At 42.3% G+C, this 20,105-nt stretch carries 27 protein-coding genes; 3 read left to right on the plus strand and 24 right to left on the minus strand.

The window, feature by feature from the left end:
- Positions 1 to 2 precede the first annotated feature (2 nt).
- The 24 genes from F902_RS15805 to F902_RS15915 form a co-directional block, all read right to left on the minus strand.
- The gene (locus tag F902_RS15805; protein WP_005204948.1) at positions 3 to 2,885 is read right to left on the minus strand and encodes a transglycosylase SLT domain-containing protein; all 2,883 of its coding nucleotides are present in this window, start codon (positions 2,883 to 2,885) and stop codon (positions 3 to 5) included.
- Positions 2,885 to 4,918, minus strand: a complete 2,034-nt coding sequence (locus F902_RS15810; RefSeq protein WP_005204950.1) for a response regulator — start codon at positions 4,916 to 4,918, stop codon at positions 2,885 to 2,887. Before F902_RS15810 ends, F902_RS15805 begins: the two co-directional genes overlap by 1 nt.
- Positions 4,918 to 5,304, minus strand: coding sequence for a hypothetical protein (locus tag F902_RS15815; RefSeq protein WP_005204952.1), 387 nt, complete (start codon positions 5,302 to 5,304; stop codon positions 4,918 to 4,920). The genes F902_RS15810 and F902_RS15815 overlap by 1 nt, the downstream gene beginning before the upstream one ends.
- A 2-nt stretch (positions 5,305 to 5,306) precedes the next feature.
- Positions 5,307 to 5,753, minus strand: a complete 447-nt coding sequence (locus tag F902_RS15820; protein WP_005204953.1) for a GNAT family N-acetyltransferase — start codon at positions 5,751 to 5,753, stop codon at positions 5,307 to 5,309.
- Positions 5,754 to 5,755: 2 nt separating this feature from the next.
- Positions 5,756 to 7,840 (minus strand): phage nozzle protein, encoded by a 2,085-nt coding sequence (locus F902_RS15825; protein WP_005204955.1) that lies wholly within the window; start codon positions 7,838 to 7,840, stop codon positions 5,756 to 5,758.
- Positions 7,840 to 8,400, minus strand: a complete 561-nt coding sequence (locus F902_RS15830; RefSeq protein ID WP_005204956.1) for a phage connector family protein — start codon at positions 8,398 to 8,400, stop codon at positions 7,840 to 7,842. Before F902_RS15830 ends, F902_RS15825 begins: the two co-directional genes overlap by 1 nt.
- A 60-nt stretch (positions 8,401 to 8,460) precedes the next feature.
- Complete coding sequence (locus tag F902_RS15835; protein WP_005204958.1) at positions 8,461 to 9,369, minus strand: phage capsid protein; 909 nt, start codon at positions 9,367 to 9,369, stop codon at positions 8,461 to 8,463.
- 12 nt (positions 9,370 to 9,381) lie between these two features.
- Positions 9,382 to 10,050, minus strand: a complete 669-nt coding sequence (locus F902_RS15840) for a hypothetical protein (protein WP_005204960.1) — start codon at positions 10,048 to 10,050, stop codon at positions 9,382 to 9,384.
- A gap of 45 nt (positions 10,051 to 10,095) precedes the next feature.
- A complete protein-coding gene (locus F902_RS15845) occupies positions 10,096 to 10,521 on the minus strand; it encodes a Bbp19 family protein (RefSeq protein WP_005204962.1) in 426 nt (141 codons plus the stop codon).
- On the minus strand, positions 10,518 to 12,164 hold the full coding sequence (locus tag F902_RS15850; RefSeq protein ID WP_005204963.1) for a portal protein: 1,647 nt from the start codon (positions 12,162 to 12,164) through the stop codon (positions 10,518 to 10,520). Before F902_RS15850 ends, F902_RS15845 begins: the two co-directional genes overlap by 4 nt.
- 1 nt (position 12,165) lies before the next feature.
- A complete protein-coding gene (locus F902_RS15855) occupies positions 12,166 to 12,393 on the minus strand; it encodes a hypothetical protein (protein WP_005204972.1) in 228 nt (75 codons plus the stop codon).
- A gap of 3 nt (positions 12,394 to 12,396) precedes the next feature.
- Positions 12,397 to 12,747: a hypothetical protein gene (locus tag F902_RS15860; protein ID WP_005204974.1), complete on the minus strand. Its 351-nt coding sequence runs from the start codon at positions 12,745 to 12,747 to the stop codon at positions 12,397 to 12,399.
- 48 nt (positions 12,748 to 12,795) lie between these two features.
- Positions 12,796 to 12,990: a hypothetical protein gene (locus F902_RS15865; RefSeq protein ID WP_005204977.1), complete on the minus strand. Its 195-nt coding sequence runs from the start codon at positions 12,988 to 12,990 to the stop codon at positions 12,796 to 12,798.
- Complete coding sequence (locus tag F902_RS15870; protein WP_005204978.1) at positions 12,987 to 13,283, minus strand: hypothetical protein; 297 nt, start codon at positions 13,281 to 13,283, stop codon at positions 12,987 to 12,989. Before F902_RS15870 ends, F902_RS15865 begins: the two co-directional genes overlap by 4 nt.
- A 130-nt stretch (positions 13,284 to 13,413) precedes the next feature.
- Complete coding sequence (locus F902_RS15875) at positions 13,414 to 13,725, minus strand: hypothetical protein (protein WP_005204981.1); 312 nt, start codon at positions 13,723 to 13,725, stop codon at positions 13,414 to 13,416.
- Entirely contained in the window at positions 13,718 to 13,987 is a 270-nt protein-coding gene (locus F902_RS15880; protein WP_005204983.1) for a hypothetical protein, read from the minus strand. The genes F902_RS15875 and F902_RS15880 overlap by 8 nt, the downstream gene beginning before the upstream one ends.
- Positions 13,980 to 14,342 carry a hypothetical protein gene (locus F902_RS15885; protein ID WP_005204985.1) on the minus strand — a complete coding sequence of 121 codons (363 nt, stop codon included), beginning with the start codon at positions 14,340 to 14,342 and terminating at the stop codon, positions 13,980 to 13,982. Before F902_RS15885 ends, F902_RS15880 begins: the two co-directional genes overlap by 8 nt.
- A 12-nt stretch (positions 14,343 to 14,354) precedes the next feature.
- On the minus strand, positions 14,355 to 15,113 hold the full coding sequence (locus tag F902_RS15890) for a phosphoadenosine phosphosulfate reductase domain-containing protein (RefSeq protein ID WP_005204988.1): 759 nt from the start codon (positions 15,111 to 15,113) through the stop codon (positions 14,355 to 14,357).
- Positions 15,110 to 15,616, minus strand: coding sequence for a hypothetical protein (locus F902_RS15895; RefSeq protein WP_228129742.1), 507 nt, complete (start codon positions 15,614 to 15,616; stop codon positions 15,110 to 15,112). The genes F902_RS15890 and F902_RS15895 overlap by 4 nt, the downstream gene beginning before the upstream one ends.
- Before the next feature lie 106 nt (positions 15,617 to 15,722).
- On the minus strand, positions 15,723 to 16,229 hold the full coding sequence (locus F902_RS15900; RefSeq protein ID WP_005204992.1) for a RusA family crossover junction endodeoxyribonuclease: 507 nt from the start codon (positions 16,227 to 16,229) through the stop codon (positions 15,723 to 15,725).
- A 4-nt stretch (positions 16,230 to 16,233) separates the two neighbouring features.
- Positions 16,234 to 16,395 (minus strand): hypothetical protein, encoded by a 162-nt coding sequence (locus F902_RS22715; protein WP_005204994.1) that lies wholly within the window; start codon positions 16,393 to 16,395, stop codon positions 16,234 to 16,236.
- Complete coding sequence (locus F902_RS15905) at positions 16,392 to 17,450, minus strand: hypothetical protein (RefSeq protein WP_005204996.1); 1,059 nt, start codon at positions 17,448 to 17,450, stop codon at positions 16,392 to 16,394. The genes F902_RS22715 and F902_RS15905 overlap by 4 nt, the downstream gene beginning before the upstream one ends.
- A 50-nt stretch (positions 17,451 to 17,500) precedes the next feature.
- On the minus strand, positions 17,501 to 17,818 hold the full coding sequence (locus tag F902_RS15910; RefSeq protein ID WP_026057566.1) for a hypothetical protein: 318 nt from the start codon (positions 17,816 to 17,818) through the stop codon (positions 17,501 to 17,503).
- 11 nt (positions 17,819 to 17,829) lie between these two features.
- Positions 17,830 to 18,042, minus strand: coding sequence for a Cro/CI family transcriptional regulator (locus tag F902_RS15915; RefSeq protein ID WP_005205001.1), 213 nt, complete (start codon positions 18,040 to 18,042; stop codon positions 17,830 to 17,832).
- Between the two features lie 95 nt (positions 18,043 to 18,137).
- Here F902_RS15915 and F902_RS15920 point away from each other — a divergent pair, with 95 nt between their 5' ends.
- From F902_RS15920 to F902_RS22720, 3 genes are all read left to right on the plus strand, one after another.
- Entirely contained in the window at positions 18,138 to 18,821 is a 684-nt protein-coding gene (locus F902_RS15920; RefSeq protein ID WP_005205002.1) for a LexA family protein, read from the plus strand.
- A 13-nt stretch (positions 18,822 to 18,834) separates the two neighbouring features.
- The gene (locus tag F902_RS15925; protein WP_005205004.1) at positions 18,835 to 19,317 is read left to right on the plus strand and encodes a hypothetical protein; all 483 of its coding nucleotides are present in this window, start codon (positions 18,835 to 18,837) and stop codon (positions 19,315 to 19,317) included.
- Positions 19,318 to 19,701: 384 nt separating this feature from the next.
- Positions 19,702 to 20,105 (plus strand): DUF7666 domain-containing protein (locus tag F902_RS22720; RefSeq protein WP_005205008.1); only part of this gene is annotated, 404 nt, incomplete at its 3' end.

Raw genomic sequence — 20,105 nt, forward strand, 5'->3', positions numbered from 1 at the left:
CATTATTCTCCAAACTGTAATGCACAGCTAATTGCCGCTTGTGTTGCTGTATTGTCTAACTCGGCTTGTCTTGCTTCCATTTCCAGTTCCGACACAAGCTGATGTAATGGGATTTCTGTTTCTACTTCCACGCCTTCTTCAGTAATGCGCTTTACGGGAACCATTTGATTAGGGTTATCGTTCAGCACATTCATAAAAGCTATATCATCTGGTGTGTCTCCAAATAAAGAGCCTTGGCGCGGATCACCCATTGCGTCCACTTCATCAATTTTATTCTTGATGTAATCATTAATCGCTTTCGAGCTTCTATTGTTCTGGTCGAATACTTGTAAAAACTCTCTTGCACCTGGTGATAAACCATCATCAATTAACTGACCTTGGCTTAGGTAATCATCAACACGCAAGCCATTTGCTTTTAAATCACTAAGCTTTTGTGCTGCTTGAGCTAGGTCCTTTGCAATTGTATTTGCATGGCGACCACCTTGATTCACCAAGCTTGCCAGTTGCGACAAACGGGGTGCAGAACGTAAAAGCGCGTTCAGTACAGTTTTTCCCTCTTCGCCAATATTCTCAGATAGTCGAGCAACTAGATTTGAGTCACCGTACGCTTGGCTGGTGAGTGCTGTCTCAATGCGATTCTTGCCTTCTTGGGATAGTCTACCTTCAGGCGTAATTGCTGCACCACGCTCCGACTGTGGCAACTGGTCCACGAAAGCACGTACATAATCCATGCTCCCATCAAGGTTGATATTGCCGTCAGAATTTAGGCGCAATAAGCCTGCATCTGGCAAGCGACTTACATCACTTTTTGCGCGCTCAGAAGCGCTCATTTGCGCCACATCACTTTCATTTGCAAGCCTTGCGAAGCTTGCACGATCTACATCACTTAGCCGCGTACGGACTAAAACAGGATTATTAATTCCTGAAATATCCCATTCTCGAGTATTCGCAAAATCATTCACATAGCGGCGGTATACTTCAGCTTTACCATCTGCATAAGCTTTATTTAAAGCAAGTGTACGACCATTGCCAGACTCTACAACGTTGTCTAGTCCAACGATTGGCGCACCATCCGAAAGCCTTGGAGATTCACCCAACCAATCTGGTCTTAAATCATCAGCCATACTTTCAATCTGTTGGCGTGATGCTTCGCGTGTTCTGTCGCGTGGTTGTAGTTCGGCTGGATATCGGGGATTGACAGCATAAAGCGCATCATTAGAGGTAATAAGGTCATTTAAATCTTTAATCTCATAAGTAAAATCATAGCTTGAACCATCCGTTCCAGTAGCAGTTGTTCTATTTTCACCGCCGTATTTTGAACTTACTGTATTCCATTTTCTGCGCCATTTATCCACGGCCTGTTCAACGGTCATCCCTGCCATGCCGTTATTGTTTACAATGTCTGCGGCATTTTTTTTATCGTACTGGCTAACAATGTCTATCAGCTTGGCTTTAGGATCAGCACTCAAAACCTTTACTGCACCAGCTGGTCCAAGTAGATGACCAAGGTATTGCTCATGTGCGACAGGTGCACGACCTAACTGTTGTTTAATATAGCCGTTGGCCTGTTTGATGTGCTTTAAACCTATTCGGATTTGCTCATCAATATTATTCTTATCACCACCACCTAGACTTTTCCAAGTCCCATCAAGTGGCTGGAATAAACCATAAGCACTTGACAACCTCTTACCATTTTTACCAATAGGGGGCTGTGCAGTGTGGCTAAAGTTACTTTCTAATTGTGCGATTGTGAGCGCTACAACTGGGTCTACACCATCGGCTTGAGCTTTACGTGCAATTGTTTTTGCATTACTTGGAAGAGCTGAGGTTTCAAAATCAACTGTACGCTGTCTTGGTGTGCCTGCTGGATTGTTAGGCACATTAACAGGCTGGCCCATTTGAACTTGCTGAGTTGCAATATCAAGATTCTGGATGTGTTGATTTTGTTGTATTGGATCAGCTGTGTGTACTGGCGAAACGGAATTATCGAAATCCATCTCATTGCGGACCAAGGTTTCATTTATCACATCCGAACGTGCTTCTGGATCATTCGAAATTCTTTGCACTTCTGCATTAATATCTTCTGATAATTTGCTGTTACGGTATTGAATACCCCTTGCAGCGCCAAACATAACTGAGTTAAGAATCAAGTCTGTTAGTACTGTTTCCTTGGTTACTTCAAATTGCTTAGCCTCTTTTTCATAGCCCGCATCTTTCAGCACTTCGCCGCTTGTAAATTGCATACCAGCAAGCAAACCCGTAGCCCCACCGATAGACAGCACACCATCTTTTACAATACCGCCAGCCCCTTTAAAACCATAGCTTAGAGGTAATGCGGTTGCCACTGCATCACCAACTGCATTTACGCCAGCAACTTGCAAAGCCGTGTAGCTATCCACCCCATCGCGGCGCTGTTTGTTGTATTGATAGTTACCCGTCGAACCACCTGTGAGTACTGCCGCACCACCGACACCGCCAGCGATACCACCAGCCACACCGCGCCATAGGTAATCACCAAGCGCTACGCCAATATTTCCTACAAGCCCTGTATTCTCCTTGTTTTCCAATGCTTCAATGGACTGGAACACAAGTTCATCACGCTGCTGTACAGCCTTTTGTCGATAGTCAGAGAACGACGGCAAATCATTGCCTTGTGCGTAATCTACTGCATAGCTAACCGCATCCCCTGCAAAATCCAGCGGCTTAGCGAGTGTATCTGCGACTTTGATAAAGCCAACACCAGCACCACGAATTGGAGAATCCGCCGCACCAGCGAATAAACCAACCTCTTTCTGTTGTTGTGTCGGTTTGCCTGTAATGCCTTTATTTCGCAGCTCTTCAATAGATTGCTGCTCATCATCTGAAAAAGTATCTAACCAGCTCATTATTTGGTTACCCCTGCAAATTTGATACGCCATACAGCGTTATTTGAGATCAGTGGTTTTTCTTGAAGATCGACAAGGTCATATTGAATCTCACCTGTCTGTTGGTTTGGATTCTTAGTTTGCTTTAAGCGTAATTGTTTTAGATAAGCAACCTTTAACCCTGTTTGCTGCGCGATTGTTGCGTAGCCTTTTTCAAGCCGCGCCTCAAAAGCTTGATCTGTCATGCCGTATGGCTTGGTAACTTTCCATGCTTGATATTTACCTCTCATGTAGTTGTCAAAGCTGCCATCTTGGTCATAAATCCCCCCAGTTGTAAAACCAAGTGCAAACTTGGTGATTTCGCTGTTTGGCACATCATCGGCCTTAGCATGAGATGCACCGCGAGCAAACATGGTGTCTGCGTAGACAGCTTTAAAAACTTCGTAAGCATCATTTGCGCTTGTTCCCGTAATTGTCTGCCCAACATAATCATTAAATGCAGCCCTCAAGTCGGCTTCTTTCGGCATTGTGAATTGCTTATTTTTTAATAACTGTGTTCCTGAAATAATTGAAGTAGCGAGCTCACGCCCTTCAGTAGAACGAAAGTCATTAAGGCGCGCCGTGCCTGCTTTTACATAATTTAATGAGCCACCGCCAAGCTGCTTTAAAGTCTCTTGCCAGATTTGCTTACCACCAGTGATGCCCTTGGCTTGGCCTAAAAGATTGCTAATAAAATTAAGCTTCTGGTCTGCACTGGATTTATCAAAATCCTCAATTGCTTGTGGTAGTTGATCAGTAGAAATCGGCTTGATTGCAATGTTTGCATCATCCTTTTTCATTGCTAGCTGATATGTCCCGACTGTGACCAGATTCTTTGCTAAGCCTTGTGGATTCACCTTAATTAAACTTGTATTAATTTCGGGTAATTGAATGCCATTTTCAGCCAAGATTTGACTTGGGTTATCCTTGGCTAATTTTATTTTTTCGTCATAAATTGATTGATAGACATTCAAGACTTTTTCTTCGCGTACTGGATCAGCTGATGAGGTGTTTTTTAATAACGCCTTTTGATCATTGAGCATTTTTAATTGCTCAGTTGTGCTTAACTTTGAAAACTTTTGAAAGTTTCCAGAATGACCAACATAGAAATCGAAATCAGCTTGGTTCGCTGTGCCACTAACCGCCGTACGAACATTATCTACAAAAGAAGGATCAAGGTTTCGACCAGTTAAAACCGCTTGTTTAAAGTCTGTGAATACCTTGTTCGACTCAGTAACGCGCTTGTTCTCTTCAATCTGTTGGCGGCTTTGCAGTGTGTGAATCTTGCTTGAGATTGACGCCTTATAATCTTGAGCTTGACCACCACTTAGATAGCCGTATGCACCCTTATCTAAGTCAGTTGTTAATGCGTTTAAATCTTCGATATTGTTAGAGTTGATTGCTGATGTAATACGGCCCTCAATATCAATTTTATTAGACTCTGTACGCAGCTTTTGCATATATTGCGACTTATCAGCTTCGGAGATAGGCGCATTATCCAGATAAGTTTTAAAGTATGTTTCGCGCTCTTGTGTAGGCAGTCGTGTAGAAATGCCAAAGGCTCTATCGACCAGCTCTACACCTTTTTGCTCATCTGCTTTTAATTGCAGTGGGAAGAATGCACCGCGCTGGTTGTTTACTGATTGCGCCCAATAGTTTTTTAATTGCGGCTTGGCATGTTGCGGCAACCCCTCCTCAAGTTGAGAATAACGCTCATTAGACCATGTTGTTAAATCCTGATTGGCTTGCTCTGCTGATAATGCACCGTTGCCAACTTGGTTTTTAAGATCAGTAACCTTGTTGCTAAAGTCAGTGGTTAGTACATCATCAAGCTGAAGCTTTGCGCTGTTTTCTTCTTGGGCGCGTTCTTTTTGCCAGACTTGTTGCTGTCTACCCATGATTGCAGAAAACACGCCCATAGCGGCATTATCTGGACGATATCCACCCGGATTAGCTGCATCACCTACTCTTTGAGTTGTTCCAGTCATTACGCCTTGGCTAACAGGTATCTTCATTATTTCCATCCCTTTTTAGCTAGACCCTTTAACGGCCCTAAATCACTGAAAGTACGATCAAGAGAATCACTTGCTTCTGCTCGCATTTGACTTGCTGCATAGTTTGCCTGTGATTTGGTGATATAAGCATTTGCGGCTGAATCACCTGCAATCTGATCCTGAATAGCAGCGGCACTGCCTACATCCACATTTACGCCATTTTCTGCGGCTGCTGCTCGCGCACTGCTTTGCATCTTCTGCCCTTGGTTTAAAATGCTTTGTGCTTCAACACGGCCTTGCGCCTCAGTTGTTTCGGCTTGATTACGAAGTGTTGTAGCGTTATTAATTGTGTTTTTAGCGCCATCAACTTTCTCTTTAATTGCCTGAATTAATGCCATCCACCACATATTTAGAACTCCATAGCAAAGCAAAAGCCAGTGCGTGTAAATCCTTGGCTTTCGTAGAGTTTAGAAACTTCGATAGAGCTAATTCCTGTTGTAGTACCAGCATGAATTGCATCTACTTCTTTTGATTGTGCCCAGCTCTTAAAATGATTGATCAACTCGGCGCCAGCTTTGGTATTGCGATACTCAGGAAGTACATACAAACAAAGTTCATAAGCTATTTTCTTTGCACTAAACCACTCGACACCTATAGTTGAAACCATTGTTCCAATTGGTCTTTGATGTGAATTGGTCGCAAGAAATACAGACTTATTACTAATGATTAGCTCGCCTAAAAATGAACGAGTTGATGTACTATCAAATTGATTAAAATTAGGCGCTTCTTTGACAATGCGCTCGCCAAAATCAACAAGCGCATCAAGATCATTTAACGTTGCTTCTCTGACAAGCATATCTATTTCTCATTGATTGAAATCCGTGATGAAATAGCTTGCACATAGAAAGGTAGTGGTTTGTCGTGTGTTATCTTAATTTTGAAGTTATAAACCTCTTCCCAGCCCTTTAGCGTGATTTCAGCATGCCCTGTGAATGGTCTGTTTTGAAATACAGATTGATCAAAGTTTTTGTATTGCAAAGCCTCTGCCGGCTGATCGCAGTTAGTTACAAAACCGCCTAAGCTTTTATATAAAAATACATAAACACTATTCACCTGAAGCTTGTCATGCAGAACGTTGGCTGGCGCTTGTGCTAAGTTTGGTGGAAATAATTCCGCTCTGCTTTCGAACTGGTTTCCTAAATGCACTAGTTGATTTAATTCTGTACCCAGCTTAACAGTGGTCCCATTTACGGTGACTTCTGTATAAAAATATCCATCTGCATTACTGAAACTTGCAATCGGTGATGATAGCAATGCGATATTTTCAACTGTTGCGGTATTACCGGAATACATAACATCAAGCTCGCAATCGCTCAATGCCTCCTCTGAATGCTCTTCAAGAATATTAAAACCGTTACGTTCCACCAGCATGAAACACTGATCATCACCTAAATTTGTTGGCATAGAGCAAACAGAAATTACTCGCCCCCCAAAATCGTGGTGTGACCATGCAGCCATTGACTGTGCTTTGTTGTAGGTTAAAGCCGCCACTTTTCCACTATTCAACACACACCAAATAATAGAATCTGGCGTTTGCTGGTATGTTATTTCGGCAAAACCACCATGATCTTTGGCAATATGAGGCGCAATCGCCGTTAGATCGTCAGAAATCAATCCGTCCGTAGTATAGTCGTATGACATAGCTCTTAATCGACTTCCACCGCGCTGGACATACAAAACCTCATTACCAACACGGCAAGGTCGCACATCTGGGTGACAACCATAAGCTGTCTGTTCATCAATTTGTGCTGTGCTTGGAGTGAATGCACCTGTAGAAGTAACAAGGAACTCTGCGCCGCCAGTAAGGACGGCAACGCCGCCACGCTGAACAAGGAATAAAATGTTGTCTGATTGCGCTGAAGATGAAGCCATACTTACAGCATCCGCATCATCCGAAGTTGTTAGAAAGTTCCCATCATCTGCAATGGCTGAGAACCATATTAGGTTTGGTGATGTGTCCGTATTAGCAAATACTAAACGCTGCTTAAAAAATGTGACTGTGCGCGGATATCCCTTTTCGTCAGAAAATGCACCAGATGAAATATGCCAAGACTTGGCAATAGCTTGAATTGCACTTGTAAGCTTTACCATGACAATGCCACGGGCCACAGATGCACTATCAATTGATTCAATTTGAACCTGTCCCCCATTGATCGTGACAATAGAATCAATATCCTCGACGGTGAAGATATTAGCGGCTGATCCTGTTACCTCTTCCCAAAATGTTGAACCCACATCACTTGGGATATTCCCTTTTGTCTCAGTCAAAGCTTTATAAGTCTTTACACCATGAATCACGCGGTCATTAGTGACGTATGTTGTCTCTGCATCCCATGTCGGATATGACGCGGCTGTGAGCGTTACGGTTGCCCCAACATCTACACCAGAAGGTGTAAGCGCTACATTTGGATAGCGCCCCTCATCATCTAGCGGCGCGATATTGAAAACAAATTTAGTGAATTGCCAGCTATCAAAAACCTTTGAAGTGACGAGTCGATAAACTGGTGTATCACCTTGCACAAAGAACATGCGGTAGCGTGTGTGTGCCACTTGCACTTCTTTTACCTTATCTGTTGTGTCGTATGGCGTATCAAACTCGGCCTCAACACGATGTACTCTTGGATTGTAAATCCACATTTTCCCAATACCCAATAATATTAGAAATGGATTTTTAGATTTTGGTATGAATGGGATTAGTCGAATTGCTTCCGTGATAATTCGAAATTTAGTGCCAGGTCTTTTTTTAAATCCACCTTCAATTAATGGCACAACATTAAACAACTCTTTAGCGCCGTTGCTGTACTGTTGAATGTCTGTGCGTGTTGAAAGCAAAGGGCTAAGCTCGCCAGCACTGAAGTTATTTTTTAAAGTGAATTGTTTCATTAGTAGCGCGCTCCTAATAAAACAGAATCTTCAATTTGCATTGATTCACTTTGTGTTTCTTGTGCGCTGATCCGTCTTGCTTCTTCCAAGCGTCTAGTTAAGAGTGATAGTGCTGTTTGTCCTGCTGCATCGCTTCCAGTGATCGGCTTACATAGTTTAGATGCAAGCTGCAATTCCATGCACTCAACAAGCATAGAATCCCAAGTGTCCTCGTTATTGTTATCAAAGATGTAAATCAGATTAATCACATCGGCATCAGCCAAAATTTCCCGACCTTCTACCTCGAACCGCTGACACCCAGCATCAAACAAGCGTATAAAGTCGCTAGGCAACGGGAAAGCATGTTTATAGCCGAATGATGGATGTGTACTTAACGGCGCTAATCGTGCGCGTTTCTTGGCACACGACCACGGATATTGACGTAATAAAGCTTTTCGCTGTGACTCATAGAAATTTCGGCAGTATTCTGCCTCTTTTGTAGCATCATCAAAAGAGTGTATTGACCGAGCACCAATCATTCCAAGTGCCGCATTGCAGATATTAACCTTTGTATTACTCATAAAAAAACCTCAACCATTTTTCGCTATCGTGGTTGAGGTTTGGTATTGCTTGGTTAGGTATTAAACAATGAAGTCGATGCCGACTACTTTCTTCTCATTGGCACGACCTGCACCATAAGAAGCAATACCGCCGATTTGCTTGACGTTCTTTTTATCTGGACGTACAGCAATATCAAAGTTACTGATTGGCACACGGGCAAAATGCACAGCTTTTTGAGCAAAAGCGAAAGTGGTTTGTGTTGTCACCGCAGGCGAACCAGCTGTTACAGATTTAAGGTCTTCGTATGGAAGCCATAAGAATCCAGCCCATTTCTTTGCAACATCACCATCCTGAATTGCTTGAATGGTGTCCTTATCCCATTTAGTAAGCTCATCATCGGTTAGAATTTGTTCTAAAATTTCAGCGTTATACATCATGTATAAAATATCTGAATCCGCATGATTCGCACGAAACAGTTTACGCGCACGTACGATTTTTGCCTTGTTCATAGGTGCAGCTGAAGCACCAATTAATTGTGCAGCTGGTAATGGTGTTGGAGTGTAAGTTTCACCATCTGCCGTTTTACGGTTAATTGCAGCACCAAAAGCATTATAAATAGTGCGGTCACGTTGACGCATTTCAGCCGCTAAACATGCTTGCATGTATTCGCTGGTTGGATTCGCTGCAAGCTTTGGCTCGTCTCGTGGCTCAATTGGAACGAATAAATCATAATCCGCCATGAGTGCTAATCGAGTACCAGCTTCTGGTACAGACCAAACAGTATTGCCAAAGCGATCCCCTGAAGGCTGCATCTCAACTGTTCCAAGATCGTTAATGGTGAATGATGAACCTTGAATCGGCCCACGATCATGTACACCAACCTGTAGAACAGATTTCTTTTGTTGACATTGAACTTCGAACGCATCATGAAACTCGCGCTTAAACGCCGCCGTGATCATTCCACCGTTTGTCGCCATATCTTGAGGCATGTTTTATTCCCCTTATTCCTGATATTTTTTCGCGTAAAAATTGCTGACTTTTGAGGTGACAGTCTTGTGATCTGGATGATCTGAGTTGCTGTACGCCTCGCTTGCCATCAATTGTTCGATGGACTCACCACTGTTTGGTTGTGTGTTTGATGATGGCGGCGCATCTTCGTGAAGTTGAGCGCCAAAGAATGCGGCCAATTTAATAAACTGCTCGTTTGAACCTATGCGCGGATCATCTAATTGCTCTTGTGTGATGCCTGCCGCCAACGCTGCTTTTTTTGCATGACCAACATTTTCGGCAAACTTATCACCCCACTCTTTTTGTAGATTCCCTGTGGTTTCTGCTGAGTGGGTCTCAAATAGCTTTTCTACCTGACCGGTGATCTTGTCCATTTGGGTGCCAATCAAAAACTCCATTTGTTTCGGATTAATGCCCAGCTCATGCGCTGCTTTTAAAAAATCACCACTTTCAGCTTTGAAGTTTTCAAAATCAAAGCCTTCACGCTCCATTTTGTAATCATCAACATTAAACGGTGTTGGTGTGGTTGGTGGTGGTTGATCTGCTGGCGGTGTTGTTGGTGGCACATCACTACCGCCGCCCAAGGTTGTGGTGTCAGCTGGTGGAGTGGCAGGCGGTGTATCTGATGCTGGTGGTGTCGGGGTATCTTGTTCGATTGACATAAAAAAGCCTCCTAAGGTTTGGAGGCTAGTTTCGTGCGCTGCTTATTATGGTTCGTCGTGTGTTTCTGGTTCTAAGGCTCTGGAAAGCTGCATGCATATAAAATCAGGCACCGACTTACGACCAGCTCTAAAGCACTGTTCTCGGTCTGCTTCTGTGCCTCCTTTAACATACGTTCCACCGCCAAAGCGTTCAACAAGATCATTCAAAACACTTCGCCCAATGTGTGAGGCTTCAAACAGTGCATGATAGTCCAGTGGTGTGGGTTTGCTTTTAAGGCGCTTAGAAATGCGAAATACTCCCATTTCCGCTTCATTATCTGGACTATTTGATTGCGATTGACGTAATGACCAGTTTTCAGACTTCAAGATTTCATTTAAATCATGCTGCTGACCAAGTTTTGTATATGTACGCCACCAGCCGCAGGCCATTGCAATAATCAAAGCAATCAAAATTGGAGTTAAATAAATCACGATGGTCTTTGCTCCTCTATCATGGATTGACCTACTCCCTTGGCAACCTCTTTACCTAAATTGTCTGTAAAACTAGCCTCTTGCGCCTGATCCATTTGCTGTTGCTGTGCTTGAGCTTTTGCATTGCGAACAGCCTCAATTTGCTTCTTGGTGCGCAATACTTCAGCTGGTACGCCCAAGCTAGAGGCTGTTACCTGTGCAATTGCATCAGGATCAATGTTGTCTAGCATTTCTGGATATGTTTGCGCGTATGTTTGTAATGCTGTCATAAAACGCTCAATTGCGCTTACATCCTCCAATTGCTGTGAACGCGCCAACGGCGAAACAAACTTAAATGAAAGATTGCTACCCTGTAGCTCTTCTGGTGGCTCACCTAATACACCTTCACGATAAGCAAGGCCGAAACAACGCTCAAGCAATGGAATTAAAAATTCAGCTTGCCAACGACCATACAGTGGCCCTAATTGCTGACGGATTAAATCAACACGGACATGCACCTCTGTAGCGGTCATTGCTGGACCATCGGCTGGCTGTAACTGATCAGCCATTAATGCTTTACGGATATTGGTTTGCAGATAAGTAATCATATATTCAGCTACTTGGAAGTTTGTTCCGTCATCCAGCCGCTTAATATCCTCAACATTATCAACCGCAATGATCTTGCGCGGCCCTAGTCGAAGGGTTCGCACATTCATTACACCGCTATCTTTAGCCGCCCACATACCACCAATTGCAAGCTCACCAGACTGGATTACCAATTCTTGTAATTTATTGAGCTGCTTGGCATCAGGTAAAGCAATAGACATTTGACCATTGCCATATACAGAATTTGGAATTTTTCTATAGCGTGGACATGCACAAGGGAACTCGTTATAACCTGAATTGCGCACAATCTTTTTAGACTGGGTTTCAATATGCACAGACTCAAAAGGCATTTGCTTTGGGTGTAGTGGTCGATTGTCTTTAGGCTCTTTATAACCTTCACGCGGCTGAATAACCCAAAGGATTGTAAACTTTCGATCTGGTTCATCTTGAGAAGCTCTTAGAACTTCAGCACTAACATTATTCTCGCCATATTCAGCAACGATAGCCGCAGCGCTTAACTCATATTCACGATAAATTGTATCTACAATTTGATCTTGTCGAGTCGAAGCGATATAACATTCTCCAATAGGCCATGATTGAAACGTAAAACCACCACCCTCTTTTCTGTCTATATCGGTGTATAGCACAGCCCAACCAGCAACAACGCCGTCTAGCACACTATCATGCGCCTCATTGTCGAAGTTTGAACCGTGAATATTACGCCAGATAAATTTACAAGCTTGGTCTAACCACTTTTCACCTTCAGTAATTTCAGATAAATCATCAATACCATCCGGCACGGCGCGAAACCATAAAGAGTTTGCAGGCGTAGTTCCAGAAATTAAAGAGGCTACAAGCTGCTGAATAGACCAGCTTGCAGTTGAGTCTAACAAAGCGGCTCGCTCAGTTCTGCGTGTACTATCCACTGTCTCGCCGCTAAATGATTGCTGGCGCTCAGGTGCACCAAATTTATAGCACTCACGCCAATGGGGTTCGTGCACAGCTCGACAAGATTTAAGTTGACCAAGCCGCTTAACTAATTGCGCCGCTTTATCCACATTAACCCCCTAAAGTTGTTTTAGTTTGAGTTGGTGTGTTTTCTTGGCTGGAAAGAACAGTTGATGCTTTGCGTTTGTTACGTGCTGCAATAGCTTCATTACTTGCCTGTGCACTCTCGTCACTAGCTTTTTTTTGCTCTGCTTCAGCGTCATAAGGCTTGGTTGTGTTCTGCCCTGTATCAAAGCCAAAAAGCTTAGCTGTATTTCGAATAAATCCACCTCCACACATGGTTTATCCCTCCACCCAAACGTGGCCTTTGCCCTCGATAAATTTAAAGCGACCTTTCTTTGGTTTTGCTGCAACTGGTGTACTAAGTGAACCAGTTGCAATCAATTCTTCAATGCGGTGAAGTGATTCAAGAATTGCCGGAATGATTAAGGCTAGGTCAATGGGCTCGCCATCTAACGGCGGCTCTTCGACTTGCTGAACTTGTTCGGCTGCTAATGGCTGCTCTACAACTTCGCTTTGTTGTGATTCAGGTGATGCATCAACATCCACAACAACTTCTGATATTGATGCTTCAGGTTGAACTTGTTCGGCTGTTTTACCGGGTGTTTGTACTTGACGACGTGTATTAGACATTAAAAAAGCCCTCACTGGTTTGTAAGGGCTAGTTTGTGATTCTAGTTATTATGTTTGGTTGTGTGATTGCTTGATGGGTTGAATGTCTAAATCATATTTATTAACTTTCTGCCAATATGGGTAAACCTTAGATTGTACAAACCTTTCCTCACCTTTATCTAAAATGTAAAAAAGCACTCCTCCTAGAAATATGTATCCTGTTGATTCGATTGGAGCATGCTTTATAATTTCATCAACATTCATTTTGTTTTACTCAAATATATTGGAACAAGTGACTTTCTGAATGATGAAAAAACATCATCTGACTTAGTGTGTGCGCATACAAAATAATCACGAAAATATCGCTTATTATTCAAGTCGGTATATGCGGTCTGCTTGTGGTAGGTGATAAATCTCATTCTAGGAATAAGCAATATATGATCACGCGCATATTGACTTCTATGACGATCAGCATCAAATCGATTAGATTTACACACGACTAAATCACCATCGCGTGGTCCACCTACAACCTCGGTTGCAATCGCAATAATATTCATTGTCTCTCCTTCACAACCTTATCCGCTGCCTGTGCAACTTTGTATTTCACATAATTATCATATGTGCACTGCGCCATACCAAATAAACAAAACACTGGAAGAATTAAAACTATACACCATTCTTTGATATTCATTCCCCACCACCCTTGAGCGCTTGCTCTAACTTCTCGTACACACGTGGCATCGCCTTATCTAGATCATTCATTTCGAAATGTTCTTTAACAAAGCGAAGATTCATTTCGAGAAATTCCACCTGCTTTTGCAGCTCCTCCACCTCGGTCTGGCGGTGTTGCCAGCCGTAGTAACAGGAGTTCACATAGTCTTGATCTGAGAGAGATTGAAAATCCGTTGCATGCGTCCAATAAAAACCATTCTCTTGTAATTCCAAGTTTGAACGTTTAATTCTCTCAGCAACTACTGGCACATTTTCAAAATTAATCATTGTTGATCACCTTACAATTGTGGCTAATGTGGTTTTCTATGTGACTGTCGTCACCGAGATCGTTATCAATACGGTGGCCTGCCGCGATTTCTTCGTTGGTAGCCAATCTGAATAACTTCTTATCCCAGACATATCCTCGTATATCTTTGTATTTACCTAGGCCAGTAACAGAAAGATTTGTATCCCATCCTGCAAAATCAACAACAAAGATTCGACTATCTTCACCTTCAATTAAAACAACCTTATCCCCGACCTTAAACATGCTCACCTCCATAAATGGATTCGTAGTCTGCGATGGCTTTTTCCAGATACTTGTAGTGCTTGCCCATCTTCACTACGGCCTTCGCATCTTCTAAACCACCAAATGAGTTGACCTTATCGACGCTCTCAACGAGGCGCTTGAGGTCTTCCAACCAGATTTGATCTTCATACAAATCCAAATCCATGCCTCTATCCATGCTCTCCCATTCAGATAAGTCAAAGTCATAGAGGCGGCTTGGGCTACTGAAGTATGTTTTAGTGATACCAACGTAAATTTCTGCACCTTCAGGCGCACCATCAACAACTTCCCTTGCTTGCTCAACACCGTGCTGCTGAATGAATTTGATCGCGTTCATTGGCTTTGCTCCTCAAATCTGACAAAACATGCAAAGTTGGGCTTCGTTATTTCTTTGAGAAGCGCCTTTGCTTGTGAAAACTGATTTACCTATTTTCTTTTCAACTTCACGAACTTTCTTGAGTTGTGATTGTCCAAATGAATCGAATTGAAATGCCTTTTCTTTTGATTTATCTCCACCAGCTAAGCAAGGGAAGCAACCAACACGATCAAAGCCATGCGAATAAAGCGGATTAACTTTGTTGCCAAGGAATTCGAAAACGTCTTTTTCTGACCAGTTGATAATTGGCAATCGCATCATCACACCAAGTTTTTCTAAATACTTTGGGTATTTGCTTGGCATGATTTCATGTGGTGCATACAGCTCACCATCTATCTTGCTGCCATAACGCTTCTCACGATGCTGGCTTTCTGCTGAGCGCAACCCGTACCAAACCTCAAAGCCGCAACCTTGCTGCTCAGCCAATTGCTTGTAAAACTCTTTACCCACATTGATCTTGAGATAGTTCGTACAGAAATTAACGTTGTCACTTGGGAATCGTCCCCATTTCATGCATTGATCAAGAACATTGCCATCGTTACGAGTGATGATTTCAACCTCATACAGATCACGCATGTTTTCTATATGCTCATAAGTCATTGGATGCTCGAACTGTGTGTCGCAGAACAAGCCAATCACATTCTCTTTACCAAAGTGCTCAATCGCTAAAGCAAGACAGGTCTGTGAATCTTTCCCACCTGACACTGGGACAACACATTTCACAATATTCATCGCCCTTCTCCGTCATGCTTGGTCACGCTTGTACGTCTGTTGCGGCCTTTCTCAGCCAAGCCAAGGTATAAGCCGTGCGCCTTTTCTGTTTGTGCCGTTAAGATGCCTGCGCCATATTCAGCGTTTAATCTCAAAATATCTTCATAAGACATTTCAGCTTCAAGTTGCTCTGTCACATCATCCAGAATTGAATCGAAAATCGAAGTGCTAAAATCACGTTCTGCGAGTGTTTTTTCCGCCGTGTTGCGCTCATGGATGGCTTTAACGTCATAACGGTAAGTGAGATGCTCACCGATGCGCGGAACACGTTCTAAACCAGTTTGATCGCGCCAAAGAGAAATCAAATGTTCACCGTTTTCAAAGAATGGGCGTGTGCCAGTTGCCCACGCTGAAACCGTTGAAGCACACTTGAGGTCCAGAACGTGCGCTATACGTAAATGCGACCACTTCAAGTTGCGTAAATCTAAGATCATTCTTGGGAAGTCTGGCTTTTTGTAATTCATTTTTTCTTTAAGAAAATCCTTAGCTTGCGTTCTGGCTTCAACAAAACACGTGCGCGCGCGCGAAGAGTTAGACCAGACTAGATAATCAATATGCATATTCACCCTCTCATACCTCACTCACGGTTAGTTTTAATAATCCGCCTTTGATGATTTCTCCGCGTTTTACAACGAGTACATCGAACTGCTCGTCATCCACACAAAAATCACATTTCACTAGACTGTCGATAGTTGCCTTCAGATAGTTGTCTATGTCACGGCGTTGTTTGTTTTGAAAATGGAAAGTAACTTCAAGTTTTAGTCTTGCTCTTGTTTGAAGTGCTGGAACGACTACACGAACAAGATCATGAAAATCACGCGCTTTGTTCGATAAGCGACAAGCTCGCCCTGATCTTTCCCAGTAGTGATTTACTGACGGCGGTATCATTCCGATTTCACAATTCAAAAGCTGTTTTAAATCACTTTCATAAAACGCTCTTATTTCGTCTGTATGCGCTGTATTTAATATTTCAGCTACATCGGTATGGTTTTTCTCTTTTCGTTTCGTCACGGCTGTTTTATCTCGGTTCTCGCGATTGTTTTGATGGTGCTTGAGCTGTTGTTCTGTCCATCTCATATTTTTATGCTCCTAACTCATGTAGTTTTTTCAAAAAGTTTTGATCTGCTTTGCCAACGTATGGAAACCATTTTTTAAAAGGCTTGTTGTAGTGAAACCATGTGCCGTTGTGTTTCATCCAAAACGTACCGTCATTTTCGATGTGTGTGCTTCCTTCTGGTCTCATGCCAAGCCCTCCAAGTTGCCAACGAATCCAACATCACGAAGGTATGAAGCCCAATGTTTTAGGCTTTCTGGATCACGAAGTTTTGTAGCGATACGGGATTCGAAGCTTTTCTGTGATTCGCCTGTGTTGGCGTAGGTACAAGCAAAGTCACTCAACGAGCAAAGTTTTTTGCTGAACATGTCGATTTGAGAATCACTAAAATTTTTTGAAGGTGTTCTGGTTCTACGGTTTTGGCTTTTAGCCTTCGGCTTGTTGGAAAGATTTTGAATTCTGTAAATCCAGTAATTCATCCAGCCTTGCGCCGTTGTTGGTTCCCGACCTGTTGACCATTGGGCGAAGTTTTTTAATTCTTCGATAATCGATTCATCGGTGAGTTCAGGTTTTTGGGTTTTAGCCTGTTCCGAGAAATCCGATTTGATCATGTACACGTTTGCCAGTTCTCGAAGTGAGTAACGTGTGTTGTCGTTTTGCTGGTACTGAACCGAGTTGCTAAACATTTCCGATTCTGGGTTATCCACAGCAGATTTATTTTTTTTAATATCTATAAAATTCTTATTATCTATTGTGAGTTCACTTACGACACTAGTTTCGGTTCCCTTAGTGAACCGATCTTGGTTTCCTTTGTGAACTAGTTCCCCTAGTGAACTAGTTCCATTAGTGAACCGATCTATCAAGGAAATCTCATTCAAACGATAAGATTTCATGCCCTGTTTTCCGCTGGAAATCGTGGTAATAACACCCAAATTCAGAAGCTCTTTTAGTCCAGCAGATACAGTTTTTCGCCCCATCTGGCGCGAACCTTTCAACTCACCTCCTTGTAGTTGCGTGTAGCTAACAAAATCAGATTCTTTGTTATGACCGTTAATTCGCATTTCTAATTCAGCGTAAACGTTACGTGCAGCATCGCTTAGGAACGGCCACACCTCCTTTCTGTACAATCGGCTAGACATTACATAGCCATTATCAAACTTCTCGCTATACATGCTCTTTCCAGCCTCTTGCGTGGGCTGCGGATCAGTTTGTTTTGGAAACTGGATTACTTTCGCTGCATTCATTTCTTCACAGCCTCCGCAATACGTGTTAAATTCTGCATCTCAAATCTCGTTTACATATCTGTGTGAACGGCGAGAAAGTCCATCTGTTCGAGCAGTTGGACTTTTTTTGTGCCTGTTGTTTTTCTTGGGGTTATGTCAATAAATGGCTGGGGTGATGCCAGCTCAAATGAATCTCTTGTATCTGTGGTAAGAGCGAATGCGTTTTGGAGAGAATTAATCATCTCTTCAACTTCTCGAATTTCTCTCATGCAGCAAGAACGAACCAATTCAGAAAGACTTAAATTGCGTGATAGCGCTATGGCTTCAAGCTTCCGCTTTTCTTCATCTGGACATTTATGCGTAATGCTTGCGATTAGTTTTTCAGACATATGTGCCACCATCACACACGCAATTCAGGCCAAATTTCCCGATATGAATCTGGAAAAAGGTCTTTTCTTGTGCATATCCCCCTGTCTTCAGCAATCACGGCTAAACGAATCTTTCTGTAAATTGGTATTGCCTTCCAGCCACTCACGGAAGGAGGTTCAATTCCGAGAAGCTTGGCAACTGCACCAGTTCCGCCCAGCGAATTAATAAGCTGATCATCAGTCATTTTTTAAAGTCCTCCTTATAACCTACCCAATTATTAGGCATTCCTTATTTTTAATCAATAGGAATACCTAATTTTATTTATGTTAGGATTTCCTAATGAAAACACTTGCAGAAAGACTTAAATACGCAATGGAGATAATCCCACCTAAAAAGGTGAAAGGCGTAGAACTTGCCCGTGCCGTTGGAGTTAAACCCCCATCGGTAAGCGACTGGCTATCTGGAAAATCTAAAACAATGGAAGGGCCAAACCTAATTAGGGCAGCTAAGTTCCTGAAGGTGAATTCTACTTGGTTAGGAACAGGCGCAGGCTCTCCTACTGATTTAGAAAAAGAAACTGAATTCAAAAATGCAGAATTCATGCACTTGGAATTAAGGAAGATACCTATATTTGATCATGTACAAGCAGGGTTGTTTAACAATATTAATTATGACGGTTTAATCCCCCTGAGTTATTCATATACAGACTATATTGGGTCTGATCCGTTATTAATCTTCGGCTTAATTCTTGAGGGGTTGAGCATGTCACCAGACTTTTTGCCTGGTGATAAAATTATTGTTGATGGCGCTTTATCGCCTAAGCCGGGCAGCTTTGTTGTTGCTCAAAATGGTAATAACGAAGCCACATTTAAAAAATATAGAGTCACTGGATATGATGAACATGGTAGAGAGGAATTTGAGTTAGTTCCTTTAAATCCTGACTTTCCAGTTATTTCATCTAAAGACCATATGATTACTATTATTGGTGTAATGGTCCGCCACATGAGAGATTATAAATATTAGTTCGGATACCATCATGAAAATAGCTTTGTATTTGATTTTAATTATTTTTATTTTAGTGGTGATCACGGTTAGTGTGATCATCATAAGAAAATTTCTTCTTCTAAAAGCAGCAAAAAATGGCAAGCCTCTAAATTTTAAAAATGCTGTGGAATTAATGCAATTTATTAGGTTGTATTTTGACTGCAAAAAACAAAGTTATGTTGCTTTATATGGTTTTGTTGAATTTGTGGTTCTGGATGATGCTACTGCTAGAATGGGCCTAGAAGAAGAGCCTCACCTATCAGTTGATGTGCATTTAATCTCAGACAAAGGGCATGAAAAAATTACAGCCATCTGCTTGAACACTGATGCAAACCTAAAAAGGGGGGATTTTGTTGCCGTTCTTCCAGTTTATAATGAAAGACACAACATTTGGGCTTTTACATTAGTCTCAAAACTAAAACCCCTGTTCTTAGGTGGTGATAATGGATTTCTAATAGAAGAGAAATACATATAGAGCTTAATAGTGTTCACCTAATTTTTAAACTCCCATGTGGGAGTTTTTTATTGGATAACAAAAAAATATTAGGAATACCTATTGATTAATTTATTAGGTATGCCTAATATTACCTCGTAAACATAAAAAAAGCACACCGACTCTCTTAACTTCCGATGTGCTTCTATACAACGAGGCAATTATGAAACAGAAATCTATTCAGAGTCAAACGACTCGCCCATGTTGCACCCAGCCTACTGCAAAGGATACGCAAATTCCGTTGTGGGAGCACTTTGTAGCTAATCTCATCGACACTTTGAAACTAGGTGCATTTCTCGGCACTGGTCTAGTGCTTTGGTATCTCTTCACTTTCTTTATTCACAGCATTTTCTGGGGGAATTAATCGTGGCCAAATCTAAGAAAAAAGTAGTTGAGCAAACTCCTGTAGCTACTCCAGTAGAAACCATCACAACATACAAGGGCTTCAATCAGGATTTTACTTGCCGTGGCTTCCAGTACGAAATCGGTAAAACCTACACCCATGATGGCGCTGTGAAAGCTTGTGGTTCTGGCTTCCATGCATGTGAACATCCTTTAGATGTATTGGGTTATTACCCACCAAGCCAAAGCCGTTATGCGGTTGTGGAACAGTCAGGCGACCTTAGCCGTGAAGATGGTGGGGATACTAAAGTGGCTAGTCGTTCAATTTCCTTGAAATTTGAAATTAGTATTGCTGATCTGGTTAAGTTTGCGATTGATTATACATTTAATAAATGTACTCCAATCGATCCTAAATCCCCTGCCTTTAG

Origin of the sequence: Acinetobacter higginsii (assembly GCF_000369525.1) — a bacterium.
Lineage (GTDB): Bacteria > Pseudomonadota > Gammaproteobacteria > Pseudomonadales > Moraxellaceae > Acinetobacter > Acinetobacter higginsii.